Source organism: Geodermatophilus sp. URMC 65, assembly GCF_053502545.1.
Genome location: NZ_CP199954.1, coordinates 4,840,528 through 4,855,709, shown reverse-complemented (window position 1 = coordinate 4,855,709; position 15,182 = coordinate 4,840,528). Strand labels below are relative to the sequence as shown.

Genomic DNA, 15,182 nt, shown 5'->3' with positions numbered 1-15,182 from the left:
GTGAGCAGGGGTGGAGCCTCCGCGGAAGGCGTCCGGCAGCCGTGCCTCGGGACGCGGTCCGCGTCGGTGGGCACGGTCCGGCGCCGGACGAGCACGGCACCGATCAGGTGCCGCCGGCCGACTCGCCCGCGCCGGTCACCCCGACCCCGTCAACCGCTGCGAACGCCGCCGTCAGTGGCCGCGGAACGCCTCCGCGAGCCACCACGACGGCTCGTCCGCGGCCACCTTGGCGTCGACGAGCAGGGGCATGTCCCGGGAACCGGCCACCCACTCGGCCACCCCGGCCAGGTCCCCGGGCGCCCGCACGGTGACCGCCGTGAACCCGTGGCCGCGGGCGAGCGCGGCGAAGTCGGTCTCCGGGAAGCGGACGGTGTCCAGGGGGTGCCCGTCGGGGCCGAAGTGGTGCACCTCGGCCCCGTACGCCGCGTCGTCGTAGACGACGACCACCATGGGCAGGCCCAGCCGGACGACGGTCTCCAGCTCCGACGCCCCCATCAGCGCGCCGCCGTCGCCCAGCGCGGCCACCGGCAGCCGGTCGGGCCGGGCCAGCGCGGCGCCGATCCCCGTCGCCAGCCCGAGCCCGACGGACTGGAAGGCCTGGGTGAAGCAGAAGCCGAACTCGTCGGGGACGTCGAGGAACACGCTCGGCCAGCCCATGAAGTTGCCCGAGTCGACGGCGACCACCCGCTCGGCCGGCAGCAGGTCGTCCAGCGCGATGGTCAGCGTGCGGGGGTCGATCCGGTCCGGCCCACCCGAGGGCGTGAACGGCACGTCGCGCCAGCGCACCCGCGCGGCGATCGCCGTCCGCAGCTCCGGGCTGCGGTAACCCGGGGCGGCCTCGTCGCCGAACGCGGCCGCCGCGGCCTCCGCCGTCCGCCGGACGTCGCCGACCACGCCCACGGCGACGTCGCGGTGGGCGCCGATCGCGGACGGGTCGTCGTCGACCTGCGCGACCACCGCGCCCTCGGCGACCAGCCGGCCGTGCCGCATCGTCCACATGTTCAGCGCGCACCCCCAGCCGACCACCAGGTCGGCGCCGCCGATGAGCTCGGCGGCCAGCGGGGACGCGAAGCCGCCGGAGACGTCCAGCGACCAGGGACTGCCGCGGAACAGGCCCCGGGCCACCGCCGAGGTGGCCAGCAGCGCGCCGCACCGGTCGGCCAGCGTCTCCAGCGCCACACGGGCACCGGGTCCGCGGGCACCGCGGCCGGCCACGAACACCGGGCGCCGGGCGGACCGCAGGGCGGTCACCAGGCGGTCGACCTCCGCGGCACCGGGCACCGCGGGGAGCGGCGCCGGGACCTCCGGCGGGCGCGCCAGCAGCGCCAGCTCCGCGGCCTGGACGTCCAGCGGGAGGTTGAGCAGCACCGTGCGCCGGCCGTGGACGGCCGTGCCGACGGCGGCGGCCACCTGGTCCAGTGCCCCCGCTGCCGAGGAGATCCGCATCGGGACAGCGCCGACGGCGGTGGCCAGCGCAGCCTGGTCGACGGCGAAGTTCGACCGCGGCGACGTGGCCTCGGCGGCCAGCACGACCAGCGGCGTCCGGCTCTTCGCCGCCTCGGTGATCCCGGTGAGCGCGTTGGTGAGCCCGCAGCCCTGGTGCAGCGTGAGTGCGGTCGGGTGGCCGCTCATCCGGGCGTGCGCGTCGGCGATCGTCGCCGCGCCGCCCTCGTGCCGCGCGGCCACGAACCGGGCGCCTGCAGCGACCATGGCGTTGGTGACGGCGAAGTTGCCCGAGCCGACGACGCCGACGACCGTGTCGACGCCACAACCGACCAGCGCGGTCCCGACCGCCTCCGCGACGGTGGTGATCCGACCCGTCCCCGCCCGAGCCACCCCCAGCCGCTTCATCCCCGCTCGACCAGAGCCAGCACCCGGGCCGGGGAACCCGAGCCGGAGACGATCGGCAGCGGCGCGGTCACGAGCACCGCCCCGGTCGGCGGCAGCAGCGCCAGGTTCTGCAGCTGGGTGAGCCCGTACTTGCCACTGCCCATGAGCGCGGCGTGGCAGGGGAACGGCGGGTCGAAGGAGTGCGCCGTGCCGGCGTCGGTGCCGACCGTCTCGACCCCCAGCCCGAACACCGGCGCCTCCTCGGCCAGCCAGCGGGCGCACTCGGGCGAAAGGCCGGGCGTGTGCGGGCCGGTGTCGTCGGCGTTGAGGAACTGCTCCTGCGACGCGCTGCGGGCGTCCCACCCGGTGCGGTAGAGCAGCCACCCGTCCTCGGGCAGCGGGCCGTGCTCGGCCTCCCACGCCCGGACGTGGTCGACCTCGAGCAGGAAGTCCGGGTCAGCCGCCGCCTCGGCGGAGAAGTCCAGGACGGCGGCCGGGGCGACCAGCCGGGCGGCCGGGACGGAGGCGACGTCGTCGCCGTGGGCACCGGTGACCCAGTGGTTGGGCGCGTCGAAGTGCGTGCCGGTGTGCTCACCGGTCCGGAAGTTGTTCCAGTACCAGGCCGGGCCGCGGTCGTCGTACCGGCTGAGCTCCTCCAGTTCGAAGCGCGCGGTCTGCGCGAACTGGGGCGGGAGCGCGATGACCGGCGTCTCCGCCGACAGCGGGGCGGTGAGGTCCACGACCTCGATGCCCCCTCCGGTCAGTGCGGCGGCGAACGCGGACAGGGTCGACATGGGCGGGTCCTCCACGGGCTCGGGGTGCGGCCCGCCGAGCATGCCGCACGCCCAGGTCAGCGGGCCGCGACGGGGGCACGGGTCACGTGCCGCCCTGCGCCATGTCGTCCTGGGCATGGCAGCGGACGGCGACGATCGCGACGTCGTCGTCCGGCCGGTGCCCGACGATCCGCTCGAGGAGCGCGTCGCACAGCCGGTCCACCGGGACCGCCCCCAGCTCGCGGACCGCGGCCACCAGCCGGTCGGTGCCCTCGTCGATGCCGGTGCGGCCCTGCTCGACCAGCCCGTCGGTGTAGAAGAGCAGCGTGTCGCCGGCGCCGACCTCGGCCACCGCGTCGCTCCGGGGGCGGGTCGACTCGGCGCCGAGCAGCGTCTGCGGCCCGCTCGCCAGCAGCTCCACCCGGCCGTCGCCGTGCAGGAGCAGTGGCGGCAGGTGCCCGGCCGAGGACCAGCGCAGCACCCGCCGCCCGCTGCCGGCCAGCTCCGGCGGTTGCTCGAGGCGGGCGATCAGCGCGGTGGCCAGGGTGCCGATCCGCAGGCCGGTGAGCGCGGCGTCCACCCGGGCCAGCACCCGGGCCGGTTCCTCGTTCCGGTCGTAGGCGATGCCGCGCAGGATGCTGCGCACCTGCCCCATCGCCGCGGCCGCGTCGACGTTGTGGCCGACGACGTCGCCGATCACCAGCAGCGTCGCGCCGTCGGGCTGCTGGAAGGCGTCGTACCAGTCGCCGCCGACGTGCAGCGTGCTCGACGCCGGCAGGTAGCGGACGGCGATCTCCAGGTCGTCGGGCTGCGGCGGCGGGGTGAGCAGGCTGCGCTGCAGGGTCTCGGCGACGGCGAGCTGGCGGCCGTAGAGCCGGGCGTTGTCGATGGCCAGCGAGGCGCGACGGGCCACCTCCACCGCCGTGGCGATCTCCATCTCGCTGTGCGGCGGCCGGGCCGACCCGTTGACCAGCCCGAGGACGCCGAAGGTCTCCGCACGCGCCCGCAGCGGGACGACGGTGATCGAGCCGGCGTCCAGCCGCTCCCAGGCCGCGCGGACCTCCTCGCTGCCGCCGAACGCCGGCTCCACCATCGCCGGGTCGATGACCGGCAGGTGGATGGGCTCGCCGGTGAGCAGCGCGGTCGCCAGCGGGTTGTCCTCGACGGCGCTGCGCACCCGCTTGCTGAGGTACAGGTCGAGGTCCGCTGCCAGGGCCGGGTCGCGGTGCGCCCAGCCCTCGTCGGCGGAGACGCCGTCGTCCCGGGTCACGCTGACGATGGCCCAGTCGCACAGCCGGGGGACGACGAGGTCGATGAGCGTGGCCACCGACTCGCGCGGGTCCAGGGTGCTGACCATCGACTCGCTCACCTCGGCGAGGTAGCGCAGCCGCTCGTTCTCGGCCGCCCCAGCGGCGGGGCCGGCCGTGCCCTCGGGCACCGGGCCGGTGCTGGGCCGCAGCGAGACGTGCAGCCGGTCGCCGGCCCGCTGCGCGGTGGCGTCGAGCCAGCGGCCGGCCGGCGGGTAGAAGCCACGCCAGGTCACCCGGCCGCCGACGCTGCGCGCGTGCAGGAGGAAGCTGTGGAAGATCGTGCCGGCGAGCTCGGGCAGCGCGATCCAGATGTTGCGGCCGGTCAGCTCCTCGCGCCGGCGGTCGAGCAGGTCGGCCGTGGCCTGGTCGACCGAGACCAGCGTCCAGTCGCCGTCGAACACCGCGACGCCGGGCACCTGCAGGTCTGCCCTCGGGGACGCCGGGATCGCCGCGGACGCTGCCGCCTCGCTCACGTCGCCCCCCGCCTCCGGTCGTCGCAACCGCCGTTGACGGAGGGAATCTACGCCAGCGCCGCCGCCGTCCCGGGAGCGGCCGAGGCGGTCAGCCGAGGCGCTCCTCGAGGTGCACGGTGACCTCCTCGCCGGCCTCCTTGCCGATGGCCCGGCGGACGTCCGCGGCCACCGGCAGCTTGTGCGTGCCGTCGCCGAGGGCCATGAAGGAGCTGCGGAACGGGTGGCCGTCGATGGACCCGCGGACCTTGACCAGGCCGCGGGTCCCGAAGAACTCCGCGGAACCGGGCATCTGCACGTAGGTCCAGCCTCCGGGCGCGGAGCTGCGGACCAGGGGCGCGGTGAACGCGGTGTCCAGCGGGGTGGTGGGCATCGTCGCCGTCCTCTCCTCGGGTGTGCCTGCTCAGACAGTGCGGGGAGCCGGAACTCATCGGGCCGCCCTGCCCGGCCCCCGCGGCCGGGGAAGGATGTCCAGGTGCACGTGGAGACCCTGTTGCTGCTGGTCCTCGGCGCCGTCGCCCTCATCGTCGCCGTGCGCTGGGTGGCCGACCGGACCGGTCTGCCGGCTGCGGCGCTGCTGACGCTGACCGGCATCGCCTACGCCTACCTGCCCGGGCCGAACGTCGACCTCGACCCGGAGCTGGTGCTCACGCTGGTGCTGCCGCCGCTGCTCTACAGCGCCGCGCTGGACAGCTCGCTGACGGCGATCCGCAACAACCTGCGCACCGTGGTCAGCCTCTCGGTCCTCCTCGTGACGGCCACCGCCCTGCTCATCGGCGTCGGCTTCGCGCTCTTCGTCGGCGGGGCGACGCTGGCGGCCGGTATCGCGCTCGGCGCCGCGGTGGCGCCCCCGGACCCCGTCGCGGCCCTCGCCGTCGGGCGCCGGGTGGGCCTGCCGCCGCGGCTGGTCACGCTCGTCCAGGGCGAGGGCCTGCTCAACGACGCGACCGCGCTGACCATCCTGTCGGTCGCGGTCACCGCCGCTGTGGGCGACGGGTTCTCCACCCCGGCGGCCCTCGGCCGGTTCGTCGTGGTCGCGGCCGGTGGCGTCGCCGTCGGGGTGTTCGTCGCGCACGCCGTGCGGCCGCTGCGCCGGGTCCGGCGCGATCCGCTGTCGTCGAACGCGATCTCCCTCGCCACGCCGTTCGTCGCCTACCTGCTGGCCGAGACGGTGCACGTCTCCGGGGTGCTGGCCGTCGTCGTCGCCGGGCTCGTCATCGGGCACAACAACCCGAGCTGGGCGTCGGGCGCCAGCCGGCTGCAGACCGAGGCGGTCTGGCGGCTGGTCGACTTCCTCCTCGAGGGCGTCGTCTTCCTGCTCATCGGCCAGCAGCTGCCCGCGGTGATCAGCGGACTCGGCCATTACGACACCAGCACGGTCGTCACCGCGGCGTCGATCACCGTCGGCGCCGTCCTGCTGCTGCGGCCGCTGTGGCTGTGGCTCACCGAGCACCTGCCGCAGGCGTTGCACACCCGGCTGGGCGGCGAGGACGTCGCCGGCGACGACGGTGACCCGCGGACGGCGCTGCTGCGGCTCAGCGGACGGGAGATCGTCGTCCTCAGCTGGGCGGGAACCCGCGGCGTGATCAGCCTGGCGGCGATCTTCACCCTGCCGCTGACGACGGAGACCGGGGCGCCGTTCCCCGACCGCGACCTGCTGCTCTTCTGCGCGTTCCTGGCCGTGCTGGTCACCCTCGTCGGGCAGGGGCTCACCTTCGCGCCGCTGGTGCGCGCGCTGGGCCTGCGCGCCGACGAGGCCGACCAGGCGCGGCTGCGCAACGAGGCGCGGGCGGCGTCGGTGGAGGCCGGGCTGCGGCGGCTGGACGAGCTGGCCGCCGAGCAGCACGACCACGTCGACGACGACGCCATCGAGGTGATCCGCTCCCAGCTGCAGGGCCGGCTGGACCGCTACCGGCGGCGGCTGGACATGCTGCAGGGCGTCGAGGGTGGCGAGGTGCCGATGTCCCCGGAGTACGAGGCGGCCCTGCGGGTGCGCCGTGCGGTGCTCGACGCCGAGCGGGAGGAGCTGCTGCACTGGCGCGACGTGGGCCGGCTGCCCGACGAGGGGCTGCGCCGGCTCGAGCGCGAGCTCGACCACGAGGAGGGCCGATTGCCGGCCCGCGGCTGAGGCCGCTCCTCCCTAGGCGACCGGCAACCCGGCCAGCCCCGCTACGAGGCCCAGCAGCGCGCACACGCCGAGGGTCCGCAGCACCGACCAGCGCAGCCGGAACAGCAGCACCGCCGCGAGCAGCGCGATCGCCAGCGGCACCGGCCGCAGGGTCGCCGGGTCGGGCAGCGCCAGGTGCAGCGGCCCGCGGTCGACGTCGACGGTCCCGGAGAACAGCGTGTGGACGGCGAAGTAGACGCCCAGGTTGGCGATCACGCCGACCACCGCCGCGGTGATCCCGGTCAGCGCCGACGACAGCGACCGGTTGCCGCGCAGCCGCTCCATGTACGGCGCACCGAGCAGCACGAACAGGAAGCTCGGCACGAAGGTCACCCAGGTGACCAGCAGCGAGGCCAGGACGGCGGCGACCCATGGGTCGAGGGCGCCGGGGTCGCGGTAGGCGCCGAGGAAGGCGACGAACTGCACGACCATGATCAGCGGCCCCGGCGTGGTCTCGGCCAGCGCCAGGCCGCGCACCATCTCGCGCGGCTGCAGCCAGCCGTAGACCTGCACCGCCTGCTGGGCCACGTAGGCCAGCACCGCGTAGGCGCCACCGAAGGTGACCACCGCGGCGCCGGAGAAGAACAGCCCCTGCTGGGTGAAGACGCTGCCCACGCCGGTCAGCAGCGCGATCGCGGCCACCGGCACGCCCCACACCAGCAGCCCGACGAGCAGCACCCGCAGCGTCCGGCGCGCGGTCGGCGCCTCGGAGTGCAGGACGTCGTCGCTGATGACCGGCGGCGGGCCGTCGTCCCCCGCGGCGGCCGCCTTCTGCGGCAGCGCGCCCGGGCGCCAGCGGCCCAGCGCCCAGCCGGCGACGCCGGCCAGCGCCACCACCACCGGGAACGGGACCCCGAACAGGGCGAGGGCGAGGAACGCGGCCACGGCGATCGCGATGAGCGCCCGGCTGTCGAGCGCCCGCTTCGCGACCCGCTGCACGGCCTGGGCGACGATCGCCAGCACGGCCGGGGCGAGCCCGGCGAACACCGCGAGGACGGTCGTGGTGTCGCCGAAGGCGACGTAGACCACCGAGAGCACCAGCAGTACGACGACGCCGGGGAGCACGAACAGCCCCCCGGCGACCAGCCCGCCACGTGTCCCGTGCAGCAGCCAGCCGACGTAGGTGGCCAGCTGCTGGGCCTCGGGACCGGGCAGCAGCATGCAGTAGTTCATGGCGTGCAGGAACCGGCGCTGGCCGATCCAGCGGTGCTCGTCGACGAGCGTGCGCTGCATCACCGCGATCTGCCCGGCCGGGCCGCCGAAGGTCTGCAGCGAGATGCGGAACCACGCCCGCACCGCGGTCCCGAACGGGACGACGGCCTGTTCGCCGGGACGGGGTCGCTCCACGGCGGCATCGTCCCGCGGCGCGGTCACCGGGCCTCGCTCCCGGCCGACCGGGAGCGGAAGTCGCCGCGGCCGGTGTCGCCCTTCCAGTCGGCGAAGGACTCGCCGGTCAGCTCCTCGAGCAGCCCGATGTCGGGCAGCAGCGGTTCGAGCACCTCGCGGCGGACCTCGACCGGCATCGGCGGCCGCGGGGTCCGCCCGACGTGCAGGGCCGCGACCAGCGGGCGGCTGACCTGCCGCCACACCTGCGGCGGCGCGTACGCGCCCAGTGCCGCGCCGGCGCGGACGGCCCGGGACAGGGCGCGGTACCGGGCGGTGTCGGCGACGTGGGGCTTGACGTTCTCCGGCGGGACGGCGTGCGCGACGCCGGGTGCCACGCCGAGGAAGGCGCTGACCCGGTCGAGGGTCTCCCGCGGGCTGTCGACCACCTGCCGGTAGCGCAGCAGCAGGACCTGCTCCCGGGGCACCTGTCGGTACAGGTCGCGCAGCTGCTCCCCGTAGCGGCCCAGCGCCCGGTAGTGCCAGAACGGCGCCCACCCGCCGGCGATCCGCCGCTCCTCCCGCCGCACCGCGGTCAGGAAGTCCCCCTCGGGCTCGAGCCCGTCGGCGCGCAGGTGCACCCAGTTCGACCACGCCCGGTCCACGGGGTCCCGGACGACGGCGACGACCCGGACGTCCGGCACGTCGGCGGCCAGCCGGGCCTGGGCCGCGCGGTCGTAGAGGTAGAACGGCGTGCTCTCGCCGCGGACGGCCTCCTCTGGCGCGGCGGCGAACAGCGCGAGGTAGTCGTCGCGCCGCCAGATCCACTCCCGGGCGCTGTGCGCGTCGCCGGGGCCGCGCTGCTGCGACCGCGGCGGCGGCCGGCCGTCGGTGAGGTAGTACTTCGGCTCCTTGACCGGCGAGAGGTACAGGCCGGGGTGGGTGGCCAGGGCGGCGTGCAGCGCCGTCGTCCCGGCCTTGGGGGCGCCGGCGATGACGAACTGCGGCAGGCGTCCGGTCACGGTGTGGTCCTCCTGGTCGGGTCGCGGTCGGATGCACACTGGGCGGCGTCCCCCACGGTCGAACCCGGAGCTGCCGCGTGCCCACCCACCCCGCCCCGACGTCCCCGGTGCGCCCGCCGGCCCCCGACCGGTTCTGGGCCGACGCCGAGGTGGTGCTGGAGCCGGAGGACCCGCGGCCGGGCTCCTGGGCCGGCGGCCCGTCGGTCCAGCTGGTCGACGGGACGTGGTGGCTGGCCGCCCGGCTGCGCCGGCCGGTGGGCGAGGGCCGCGGGTTCGCCAACGTGGTGTCGCGGTCGGACGACGGCGTGCGGTTCACCCCGGTGGTCGCCGTCGGCAAGGACCGCCTCGGCGCCGAGTCGCTCGAGCGCCCGGCCCTCGTGCACACGCCCGAGGGCCGGTGGCGGCTCTACGTCAGCTGCGCGACGCCGGGCACCAAGCACTGGCGGGTCGACCTGCTCGAGGCCGACGACGTCGAGGGGCTGGCGACGGCCGAGCCGCGGACCGTGCTGCCGGGCACCGAGCACGAGGCGGTCAAGGACCCGGTGGTCCGCCACGACGGGCGGCAGTGGCACCTGTGGGCCTCGGTGCACCCGCTCGACGACCCGGACGCCACCGACCGGATGACCACCGAGCACGCCACCAGCCCCGACGGCGTCGACTGGACCTGGCAGGGCACCGCCCTGGCCGGCACCCCGGGCAGCTGGGACGCCCGCGGGGTCCGGTTCGCGACCGTGGTCCTGGACGGCGACCGGGCCTGGGCCCTCTACGACGGGCGCGCCACGGCCGGCGAGAACTGGGAGGAGCGCACCGGGCTCGCGGAGGCCGGCGGCGACGGCCGGTTCACCGCCGCGGCGAGCGGCCCGCTGCTGCAGAGCCCGCACCCACCGCACGGACTGCGCTACGCCGACGTGGTCGCGCTGCCCGGGGGCGGTGCGCGGTGGTTCTACGAGGCCACCCGGCCCGACGGCGCGCACGAGCTGCGCACGGTGCTGCTCGACGCCTGACCGCGGCACGCAGCGCTCCTCGCCTCCGGGGCCCGGCGTGAGGGGGCCGCGCTTGCGGGTGCCGGTCGGCACCCGCCAGGTCGTCACCCGGGGCACCCCACCGCGGAGGAGGGTTGCCGGCCAGCGAGCCGGGGCTCGTCGCTGGCGCTCGTGACCCGCCGGGAGCGTGACACGCCGCCCCGATTCCCGTCAAACCCGATCGGGGTGGTAGGGATAGGTCCGTGCCCGCCGCCCGAACCGCCTCCGCCGCCCCGCCGCGGCTGGTCCGGCGCGTGCACGTCGACCTCGGCCGGGTCTGGTCCGCCGCCTGTCGCTGACGGCGTCCCTCCCCCGCCGGCCGCCGACCCGCGCGACCGGACCCCGACCTCCCCGAGGAGACCCGTCGTGTCCCGATCCCTGCTGTCCCCTGCCCACCTGCGCCCGGCCCGCCCGGCCGACCGCCGCACCGGGTCCGCCGCGCTCGCCGCGGCCCTGGCCGTCGCGGCCGACCGCTGGCTGCCGCTGGTCGAGTACCGCGCCGAGAGCCGGTGGAGCGCACCGCTCCCCCACGACGCCGCCGCCGGCGTCCTCGACCCGTCCCTGCACGAGGACCTGGCCCGCGCCCAGGTCTGGCTGCTGTCCTGGCTGCCCGGCCAGGGCACCGGCCTGCACGACCACGGCGGCTCCGCCGGTGCCCTCGCCGTCGTCCGCGGCACGCTGTCCGAAGCGGTGGGCGCCCGGGCGGGCGCCACCGAGCTCACCGCGGGCCGGGTGCGCCACTTCGGCCCCCACCACGTGCACCGGGTGACCAACTCCCGCGCCGAGGAGGCGGTGAGCGTGCACGTCTACACGCCGCGGCTCACGGTGATGAACACCTACCGCGTCGAGGGGCGGCTGCTGGTGCGCACCGGCACCGAGCGCGCCGGCGTCGACTGGTGAGGGACCCCGCCCCCGGGCCCAGGGCGACCCGTCGGACGGCGCTGCGTAGCGTCCGTCGCGGCTCCCGACGTCCGGGGCCCCGGGGTCCCGTGAGGCCGTCCCCGCCTGGTTCGCCCGCGCGCTGGCCAGCGCCCCCGAGCACCGGGACGTCGTCGTCGATGGCGCGCGGGTCGACTACCGCGGGTGGGGCGAGCCGGGCCGACCCGGGCTGGTCCTCGTGCACGGCGGCGCGGCGCACTCCGGCTGGTGGCACCACGTCGCCCCGCTGCTCGGCACGCACCGCGTGGTCGCCTTCGACCTGAGCGGCCACGGCGACAGCGACCGGCGCGCGGACTACGGCACCGGGCAGTGGGCCCGCGAGGTGCTCGCCGTCGCGGCCGCCGAGGGCCTCGACCGCCCGGTGGTGCTCGGGCACAGCATGGGTGGCTGGGTGGCGCTGACCGTCGGCGTCGAGCACGGGGACGAGGTCGCGGGCGTCGCCGTCATCGACTCGCCGCTGGACCGGCAGCCGCCCGAGGAGCAGCGGGTGCGCCCGGTCGCTGGGGCAGCGGGTGTACGCCGACCTCGGGACGGCGGTGGCGCGGTTCCGCACCCTGCCGCCGCAGGAGGTCTGCCTGCCGCACGTCCGCGAGCACGTGGCCCGCGGCTGGCGTGCTGGCGATGAACGGACTGATCGAGGCCGACCTCTATGGCAACGTCAACTCCACGCACGTCATGGGCAGCCGCATCCAGAACGGCATCGGCGGCTCGGGCGACTTCGCCCGCAACGCCTACATCTCCTTCTTCACCACCCCGTCGACGGCCAAGGGCGGCGCGATCTCGACGATCGTGCCGATGGTCAGCCACGTCGACCACACCGAGCACGACGTCGCCGTCATCGTCACCGAGCAGGGGTTGGCCGACCTGCGCGGCCTGCCGCCGCGGCGGCGGGCGGAGCTGGTCATCGAGCGCTGCGCGCACCCGGACTACCGCCCACTGCTGCGCGACTACTACGACCGGGCGCTGCGCGACTCGCCCGGCCGGCACACCCCGCACCTGCTGGCCGAGGCGCTGAGCTGGCACACCCGCTACCTGGCCGAGGGCTCGATGCTGCCCCCGCGCTGACGCGGTCCTTCTTCAGGAGACGCGGACGGCGGAGACGTCGAACTCGATCTGGATGCGGTCGCTGACCAGCACGCCGCCGGTGTCCAGCGCGGTGTTCCAGGTCAGGCCCCAGTCGCTGCGCTTGATCGCCAGCGCGCCCTCGAAGCCGACCCGCATGTTGCCGAACGGGTCCTTCGCCGAACCGGTCAGCGTGAAGTCCACCGACACCGGCTGGGTGGTGTCCCGGATGGTGAGGTCACCGGTGACCGTGTAGGTCTCCTCGTCGACCTGCTCCACGTCGGTGGAGACGAAGACGATCTCGGGGTACGTCTCCACGTCGAGGAAGTCCGGGGAGCGCAGGTGCGCGTCGCGGTCGGCCTGACCGGTGTCGATGCTCGCCGTCCGGATGCGCAGCGACACCGAGCTGGCCGCCGGGTCGGCGACGTCGAGGTGCGCCGTCCCGGTGAAGTCGCCGAACGACCCGCGCACGGTGGTCACCATGGCGTGCCGGGCGCGGATCCCGATCCGGGTGTGCGCGACGTCGACCTCGTAGTCCCCGGTGACGTCGACGAGCGCGCTGGTCGCCGCGTCGAAGTCGGTGGGGTCCGCGTCAGGTGCCCGGTGCTTGCCCACGGTGGCCCTCCTTCCCCCTGTTCCCGCACCATCCTGGCTGATCCCGTCCGGCGGCGACACGCCAGGGGGCCGCACCGGCCGGTTGCGCAGGTCACGGCCCCGAGAGCGCGCACCGGCCGCCGGGCGGAGCCCCGTGGTGCGACCCCCGTGCGGGACGCTCAGCGGCCCCGCCAGACGGGGCGGCGCTTCTCGGCGAAGGCCGCCGCGCCCTCCCGTGCGTCCTCGCTGGCGAAGACCGGCACGACGAGATCGGCCTGCCTGACCCATCCCTCGGCGGTGGCCCAGTCGGCGCTGCCGAGGACGACCGCCTTGGTCGCGGCCAGGGCCAGCGGGCCGTTCGCGGCGATCGTCGCGGCCAGGGCGAGGGCGCCCTCCAGTGCTCCGCCCTCGGGGGTGACCCGGTTGACCAGGCCGACCTCCGCGGCCCGCCGGGCGTCGATCGGGTCGCCGGTCAGCAGCATCTCCATCGCCACGTTGCGCGGCACCCGCGCCGGCAGCAGCAGCGCGCCGCCGCCGGCGGCGACCAGCGAGCGCTTCACCTCGGGCACCCCGAAGCGCGCCGTCTCGGCGGCCACCACCAGGTCGCAGGCGAGCACCAGCTCGAAGCCGCCGGCCAGCGCCCAGCCCTCGACGGCGGCGACGAGCGGCTTGCGCGGCGGGGTCTGCGTGATGCCGCACAGCCCGCGGCCCTCGATCGCGGGGGTCTCACCGCGCAGGAAGGCCTTGAGGTCCATGCCGGCGGAGAAGGTGCCCCCGGCGCCGGTGAGGACGCCGACCCGCAGCTCCTCGTCGGCGTCGAGCTCGTCGACCGCGGCGGCCACGCCCTCGGCGACGGCGCGGTCGAGCGCGTTGCGCGCCTCCGGCCGGTCGATCGTGACGACCAGGACGCCCTCGCGCCGCTCCACCAGCACCCCGTCGGTCACCGCTGCCCCCCTCGCTCCGCCTGCACGACGGCGCCGGCCTCCAGCAGGCCGGCCACCTCCTCCTCGCCGAAGCCCCACGCGACCAGCGCCGTGCGGGTGTCCTGGCCGGGCGCACGGGGTGCTCCGCGGACCGCGCCGGGAGTGCGCGAGAAGCGCGGCGCCGGCGCGGGCTCCGGGTGTCCGCCGCGGTCGGCGAAGGTGCCGCGGGCGGCCAGGTGCGGGTGGTGCGGCGCCTCGGTCAGCCCGAGCACCGGCGTTACGCAGGCGTCGGTGCCGCCGAAGGCCTCGGCCCACTCGTCGCGGGTGCGGGTGGCGAAGGCGGCGGCGATCCGCGCGCGCTGCTCCGGCCAGCGGGCGACGTCGAGCTGGTCGCCGTGGCCGTCGGGGTCGATGCCCAGGCCGGCGAGCAGCTGGGCGTGGAACTGCGGCTCGATCGCGCCGACCGCCACGTGCCGGCCGTCGGCGCAGGCGTAGGTGGCGTAGAAGGGGGCGGCGCCGTCGAGCAGGTTGGCCGCGCGGCGGTCCTGCCAGGCGCCGGCACCGAGCAGGCCGTAGACCATCGTGACCAGCGAGCTGGCGCCGTCCACCATGGCCGCGTCGACCACCTGGCCGCGCCCGCTCGTCTGCCGCTCGAGCAGGGCGGCGAGCACGCCGACGACGAGGAACATCGCGCCGCCGCCGAAGTCGGCGCCGATGTTGAGCGGCGGCACCGGCGCCTCCGCCGTCCCGATGGCGTGCAGGGCGCCGGTGAGCCCCAGGTAGTTGATGTCGTGCCCGGCGCGGTCGGCGAGCGGGCCGTCCTGGCCCCAGCCGGTCATCCGCGCGTAGACCAACCGCGGGTTGCGGGCGAGAGCGTCGTCGGGGCCGACGCCGAGCCGCTCGGTGACACCCGGGCGCAGCCCCTCGACCAGCACGTCGGCGCTGTCCACCAGCCGGAGGACGACGTCGCGGCCGGCCGGGCTCTTGAGGTCGACGGCGACCGAGGGGCGGCTGCGGTTCAGCGCGTCCCGCTCCGGGGGCACCAGCTGGGTGCCACCGCCGGGCCGGTCGACCCGGACGACGTCGGCGCCCAGCTCGGCCAGCAGCAGGCAGGCGTAGGGGGCGGGACCGAGACCGGCCAGCTCGACGACGCGGGTGCCCGCGAGGGGGCCGGTGGGCGGCAGCACGGGACGCACCGTAACGCCCTACGGTCCACCTCGTGAGCGGACAGGGACGGGAGCCCGTCAGCGACGAACGAGCGAGGAGCGGAGCGTCCCGCGGGAGTGGACCGATGTCTCCGAGCGAGCGCTGGTTCGAGGACTACGTGCCCGGGACGACCGCCGAGCACGGACCGCTGCGGGTCGAGGAGGACGACGTCGTCGACTTCGGCCGCCGGTTCGACCCGCAGCCGTTCCACGTCGACCCCGGGGCCGCGGCGGCGGGGCCGTTCGGCGGGCTGATCGCCAGCGGATGGCACACCTGCGCGCTGATGATGCGGCTGCTGGCCGACGAGTACCTCTCCCCCGTCTCCAGCCTCGGCTCCCCCGGGGTCGACGAGCTGCGGTGGGTGGCCCCGGTGCGGCCGGGCGACGAGCTCACCCTGCGGACGACGGTCGCCGAGGCCCGGCCGTCGCGGTCCAAGCCCGACCGCGGGCTGGTGCGCACCCACGTCGAGCTGCTGCGGCAGGACGGCACCGTCGTGCTGACCATGACCGCGATGAACCTGGTCCGGGTCCGCCCCGCCTAG

General features: G+C 76.1%; 15 protein-coding genes and 1 riboswitch. Of the genes, 6 read left to right on the top strand and 9 right to left on the bottom strand.

Annotation, left to right across the window (positions count from 1 at the left end; translation table 11 throughout):
* Nucleotides 1-171 precede the first annotated feature (171 nt).
* The 4 genes from ACWIX7_RS23510 to ACWIX7_RS23495 all read right to left on the bottom strand — a co-directional run bounded on the left by ACWIX7_RS23510 (nucleotide 172) and on the right by ACWIX7_RS23495 (nucleotide 4,756).
* Entirely contained in the window at nucleotides 172-1,851 is a 1,680-nt protein-coding gene (locus tag ACWIX7_RS23510; RefSeq protein WP_448618818.1) for a thiamine pyrophosphate-binding protein, read from the bottom strand.
* A complete protein-coding gene (locus ACWIX7_RS23505) occupies nucleotides 1,848-2,624 on the bottom strand; it encodes a cyclase family protein (protein ID WP_448618817.1) in 777 nt (258 codons plus the stop codon). The genes ACWIX7_RS23510 and ACWIX7_RS23505 overlap by 4 nt, the downstream gene beginning before the upstream one ends.
* Before the next feature lie 82 nt (nucleotides 2,625-2,706).
* Nucleotides 2,707-4,386, bottom strand: coding sequence for a PP2C family protein-serine/threonine phosphatase (locus ACWIX7_RS23500; RefSeq protein WP_448618816.1), 1,680 nt, complete (start codon nucleotides 4,384-4,386; stop codon nucleotides 2,707-2,709).
* Nucleotides 4,387-4,474: 88 nt separating this feature from the next.
* Entirely contained in the window at nucleotides 4,475-4,756 is a 282-nt protein-coding gene (locus tag ACWIX7_RS23495; protein WP_448618815.1) for a DUF1905 domain-containing protein, read from the bottom strand.
* Nucleotides 4,757-4,858: 102 nt separating this feature from the next.
* On the opposite strand from ACWIX7_RS23495, the gene ACWIX7_RS23490 reads away from it, so the two are divergent.
* A complete protein-coding gene (locus tag ACWIX7_RS23490; protein WP_448618814.1) occupies nucleotides 4,859-6,511 on the top strand; it encodes a Na+/H+ antiporter in 1,653 nt (550 codons plus the stop codon).
* 12 nt (nucleotides 6,512-6,523) lie between these two features.
* Here the strand turns inward: ACWIX7_RS23490 and chrA are convergent, their stop codons facing one another.
* Both chrA and ACWIX7_RS23480 read right to left on the bottom strand, forming a co-directional pair.
* Nucleotides 6,524-7,897: a chromate efflux transporter gene (gene chrA / locus ACWIX7_RS23485; protein ID WP_448618813.1), complete on the bottom strand. Its 1,374-nt coding sequence runs from the start codon at nucleotides 7,895-7,897 to the stop codon at nucleotides 6,524-6,526.
* A 23-nt stretch (nucleotides 7,898-7,920) separates the two neighbouring features.
* Entirely contained in the window at nucleotides 7,921-8,895 is a 975-nt protein-coding gene (locus tag ACWIX7_RS23480; protein WP_448618812.1) for a sulfotransferase, read from the bottom strand.
* Nucleotides 8,896-8,972: 77 nt separating this feature from the next.
* Here ACWIX7_RS23480 and ACWIX7_RS23475 point away from each other — a divergent pair, with 77 nt between their 5' ends.
* The 4 genes from ACWIX7_RS23475 to ACWIX7_RS23460 all read left to right on the top strand — a co-directional run bounded on the left by ACWIX7_RS23475 (nucleotide 8,973) and on the right by ACWIX7_RS23460 (nucleotide 11,921).
* Nucleotides 8,973-9,899 (top strand): hypothetical protein, encoded by a 927-nt coding sequence (locus tag ACWIX7_RS23475; protein ID WP_448618811.1) that lies wholly within the window; start codon nucleotides 8,973-8,975, stop codon nucleotides 9,897-9,899.
* A gap of 43 nt (nucleotides 9,900-9,942) precedes the next feature.
* Nucleotides 9,943-10,055, bottom strand: a riboswitch (SAM riboswitch).
* Between the two features lie 228 nt (nucleotides 10,056-10,283).
* Nucleotides 10,284-10,817, top strand: coding sequence for a cysteine dioxygenase (locus ACWIX7_RS23470; protein ID WP_448618810.1), 534 nt, complete (start codon nucleotides 10,284-10,286; stop codon nucleotides 10,815-10,817).
* Between the two features lie 217 nt (nucleotides 10,818-11,034).
* Nucleotides 11,035-11,481, top strand: coding sequence for an alpha/beta fold hydrolase (locus ACWIX7_RS23465; RefSeq protein ID WP_448618809.1), 447 nt, complete (start codon nucleotides 11,035-11,037; stop codon nucleotides 11,479-11,481).
* A complete protein-coding gene (locus tag ACWIX7_RS23460; RefSeq protein WP_448618808.1) occupies nucleotides 11,478-11,921 on the top strand; it encodes an acetyl-CoA hydrolase/transferase C-terminal domain-containing protein in 444 nt (147 codons plus the stop codon). Before ACWIX7_RS23465 ends, ACWIX7_RS23460 begins: the two co-directional genes overlap by 4 nt.
* Before the next feature lie 12 nt (nucleotides 11,922-11,933).
* On the opposite strand, the gene ACWIX7_RS23455 is transcribed toward ACWIX7_RS23460, so the two are convergent.
* The 3 genes from ACWIX7_RS23455 to ACWIX7_RS23445 all read right to left on the bottom strand — a co-directional run bounded on the left by ACWIX7_RS23455 (nucleotide 11,934) and on the right by ACWIX7_RS23445 (nucleotide 14,622).
* The gene (locus tag ACWIX7_RS23455; protein WP_448618807.1) at nucleotides 11,934-12,533 is read right to left on the bottom strand and encodes a YceI family protein; all 600 of its coding nucleotides are present in this window, start codon (nucleotides 12,531-12,533) and stop codon (nucleotides 11,934-11,936) included.
* 158 nt (nucleotides 12,534-12,691) lie between these two features.
* On the bottom strand, nucleotides 12,692-13,456 hold the full coding sequence (locus tag ACWIX7_RS23450; protein ID WP_448618806.1) for a crotonase/enoyl-CoA hydratase family protein: 765 nt from the start codon (nucleotides 13,454-13,456) through the stop codon (nucleotides 12,692-12,694).
* Nucleotides 13,453-14,622, bottom strand: a complete 1,170-nt coding sequence (locus tag ACWIX7_RS23445; RefSeq protein ID WP_448618805.1) for a CaiB/BaiF CoA transferase family protein — start codon at nucleotides 14,620-14,622, stop codon at nucleotides 13,453-13,455. The genes ACWIX7_RS23450 and ACWIX7_RS23445 overlap by 4 nt, the downstream gene beginning before the upstream one ends.
* Nucleotides 14,623-14,726: 104 nt before the next feature.
* On the opposite strand from ACWIX7_RS23445, the gene ACWIX7_RS23440 reads away from it, so the two are divergent.
* Nucleotides 14,727-15,182: a MaoC family dehydratase gene (locus ACWIX7_RS23440; protein WP_448618804.1), complete on the top strand. Its 456-nt coding sequence runs from the start codon at nucleotides 14,727-14,729 to the stop codon at nucleotides 15,180-15,182.

Bases quoted from the DNA above. Each gene is read 5' to 3' on its own strand.
- ACWIX7_RS23440 (WP_448618804.1), top strand. From the start codon at position 14,727: ATGTCTCCGAGCGAGCGCTGGTTCGAGGACTACGTGCCCGGGACGACC.
- ACWIX7_RS23460 (WP_448618808.1), top strand. From the start codon at position 11,478: ATGAACGGACTGATCGAGGCCGACCTCTATGGCAACGTCAACTCCACG.
- ACWIX7_RS23495 (WP_448618815.1), bottom strand. From the start codon at position 4,756: ATGCCCACCACCCCGCTGGACACCGCGTTCACCGCGCCCCTGGTCCGC.
- ACWIX7_RS23510 (WP_448618818.1), bottom strand. From the start codon at position 1,851: ATGAAGCGGCTGGGGGTGGCTCGGGCGGGGACGGGTCGGATCACCACC.
- ACWIX7_RS23505 (WP_448618817.1), bottom strand. From the start codon at position 2,624: ATGTCGACCCTGTCCGCGTTCGCCGCCGCACTGACCGGAGGGGGCATC.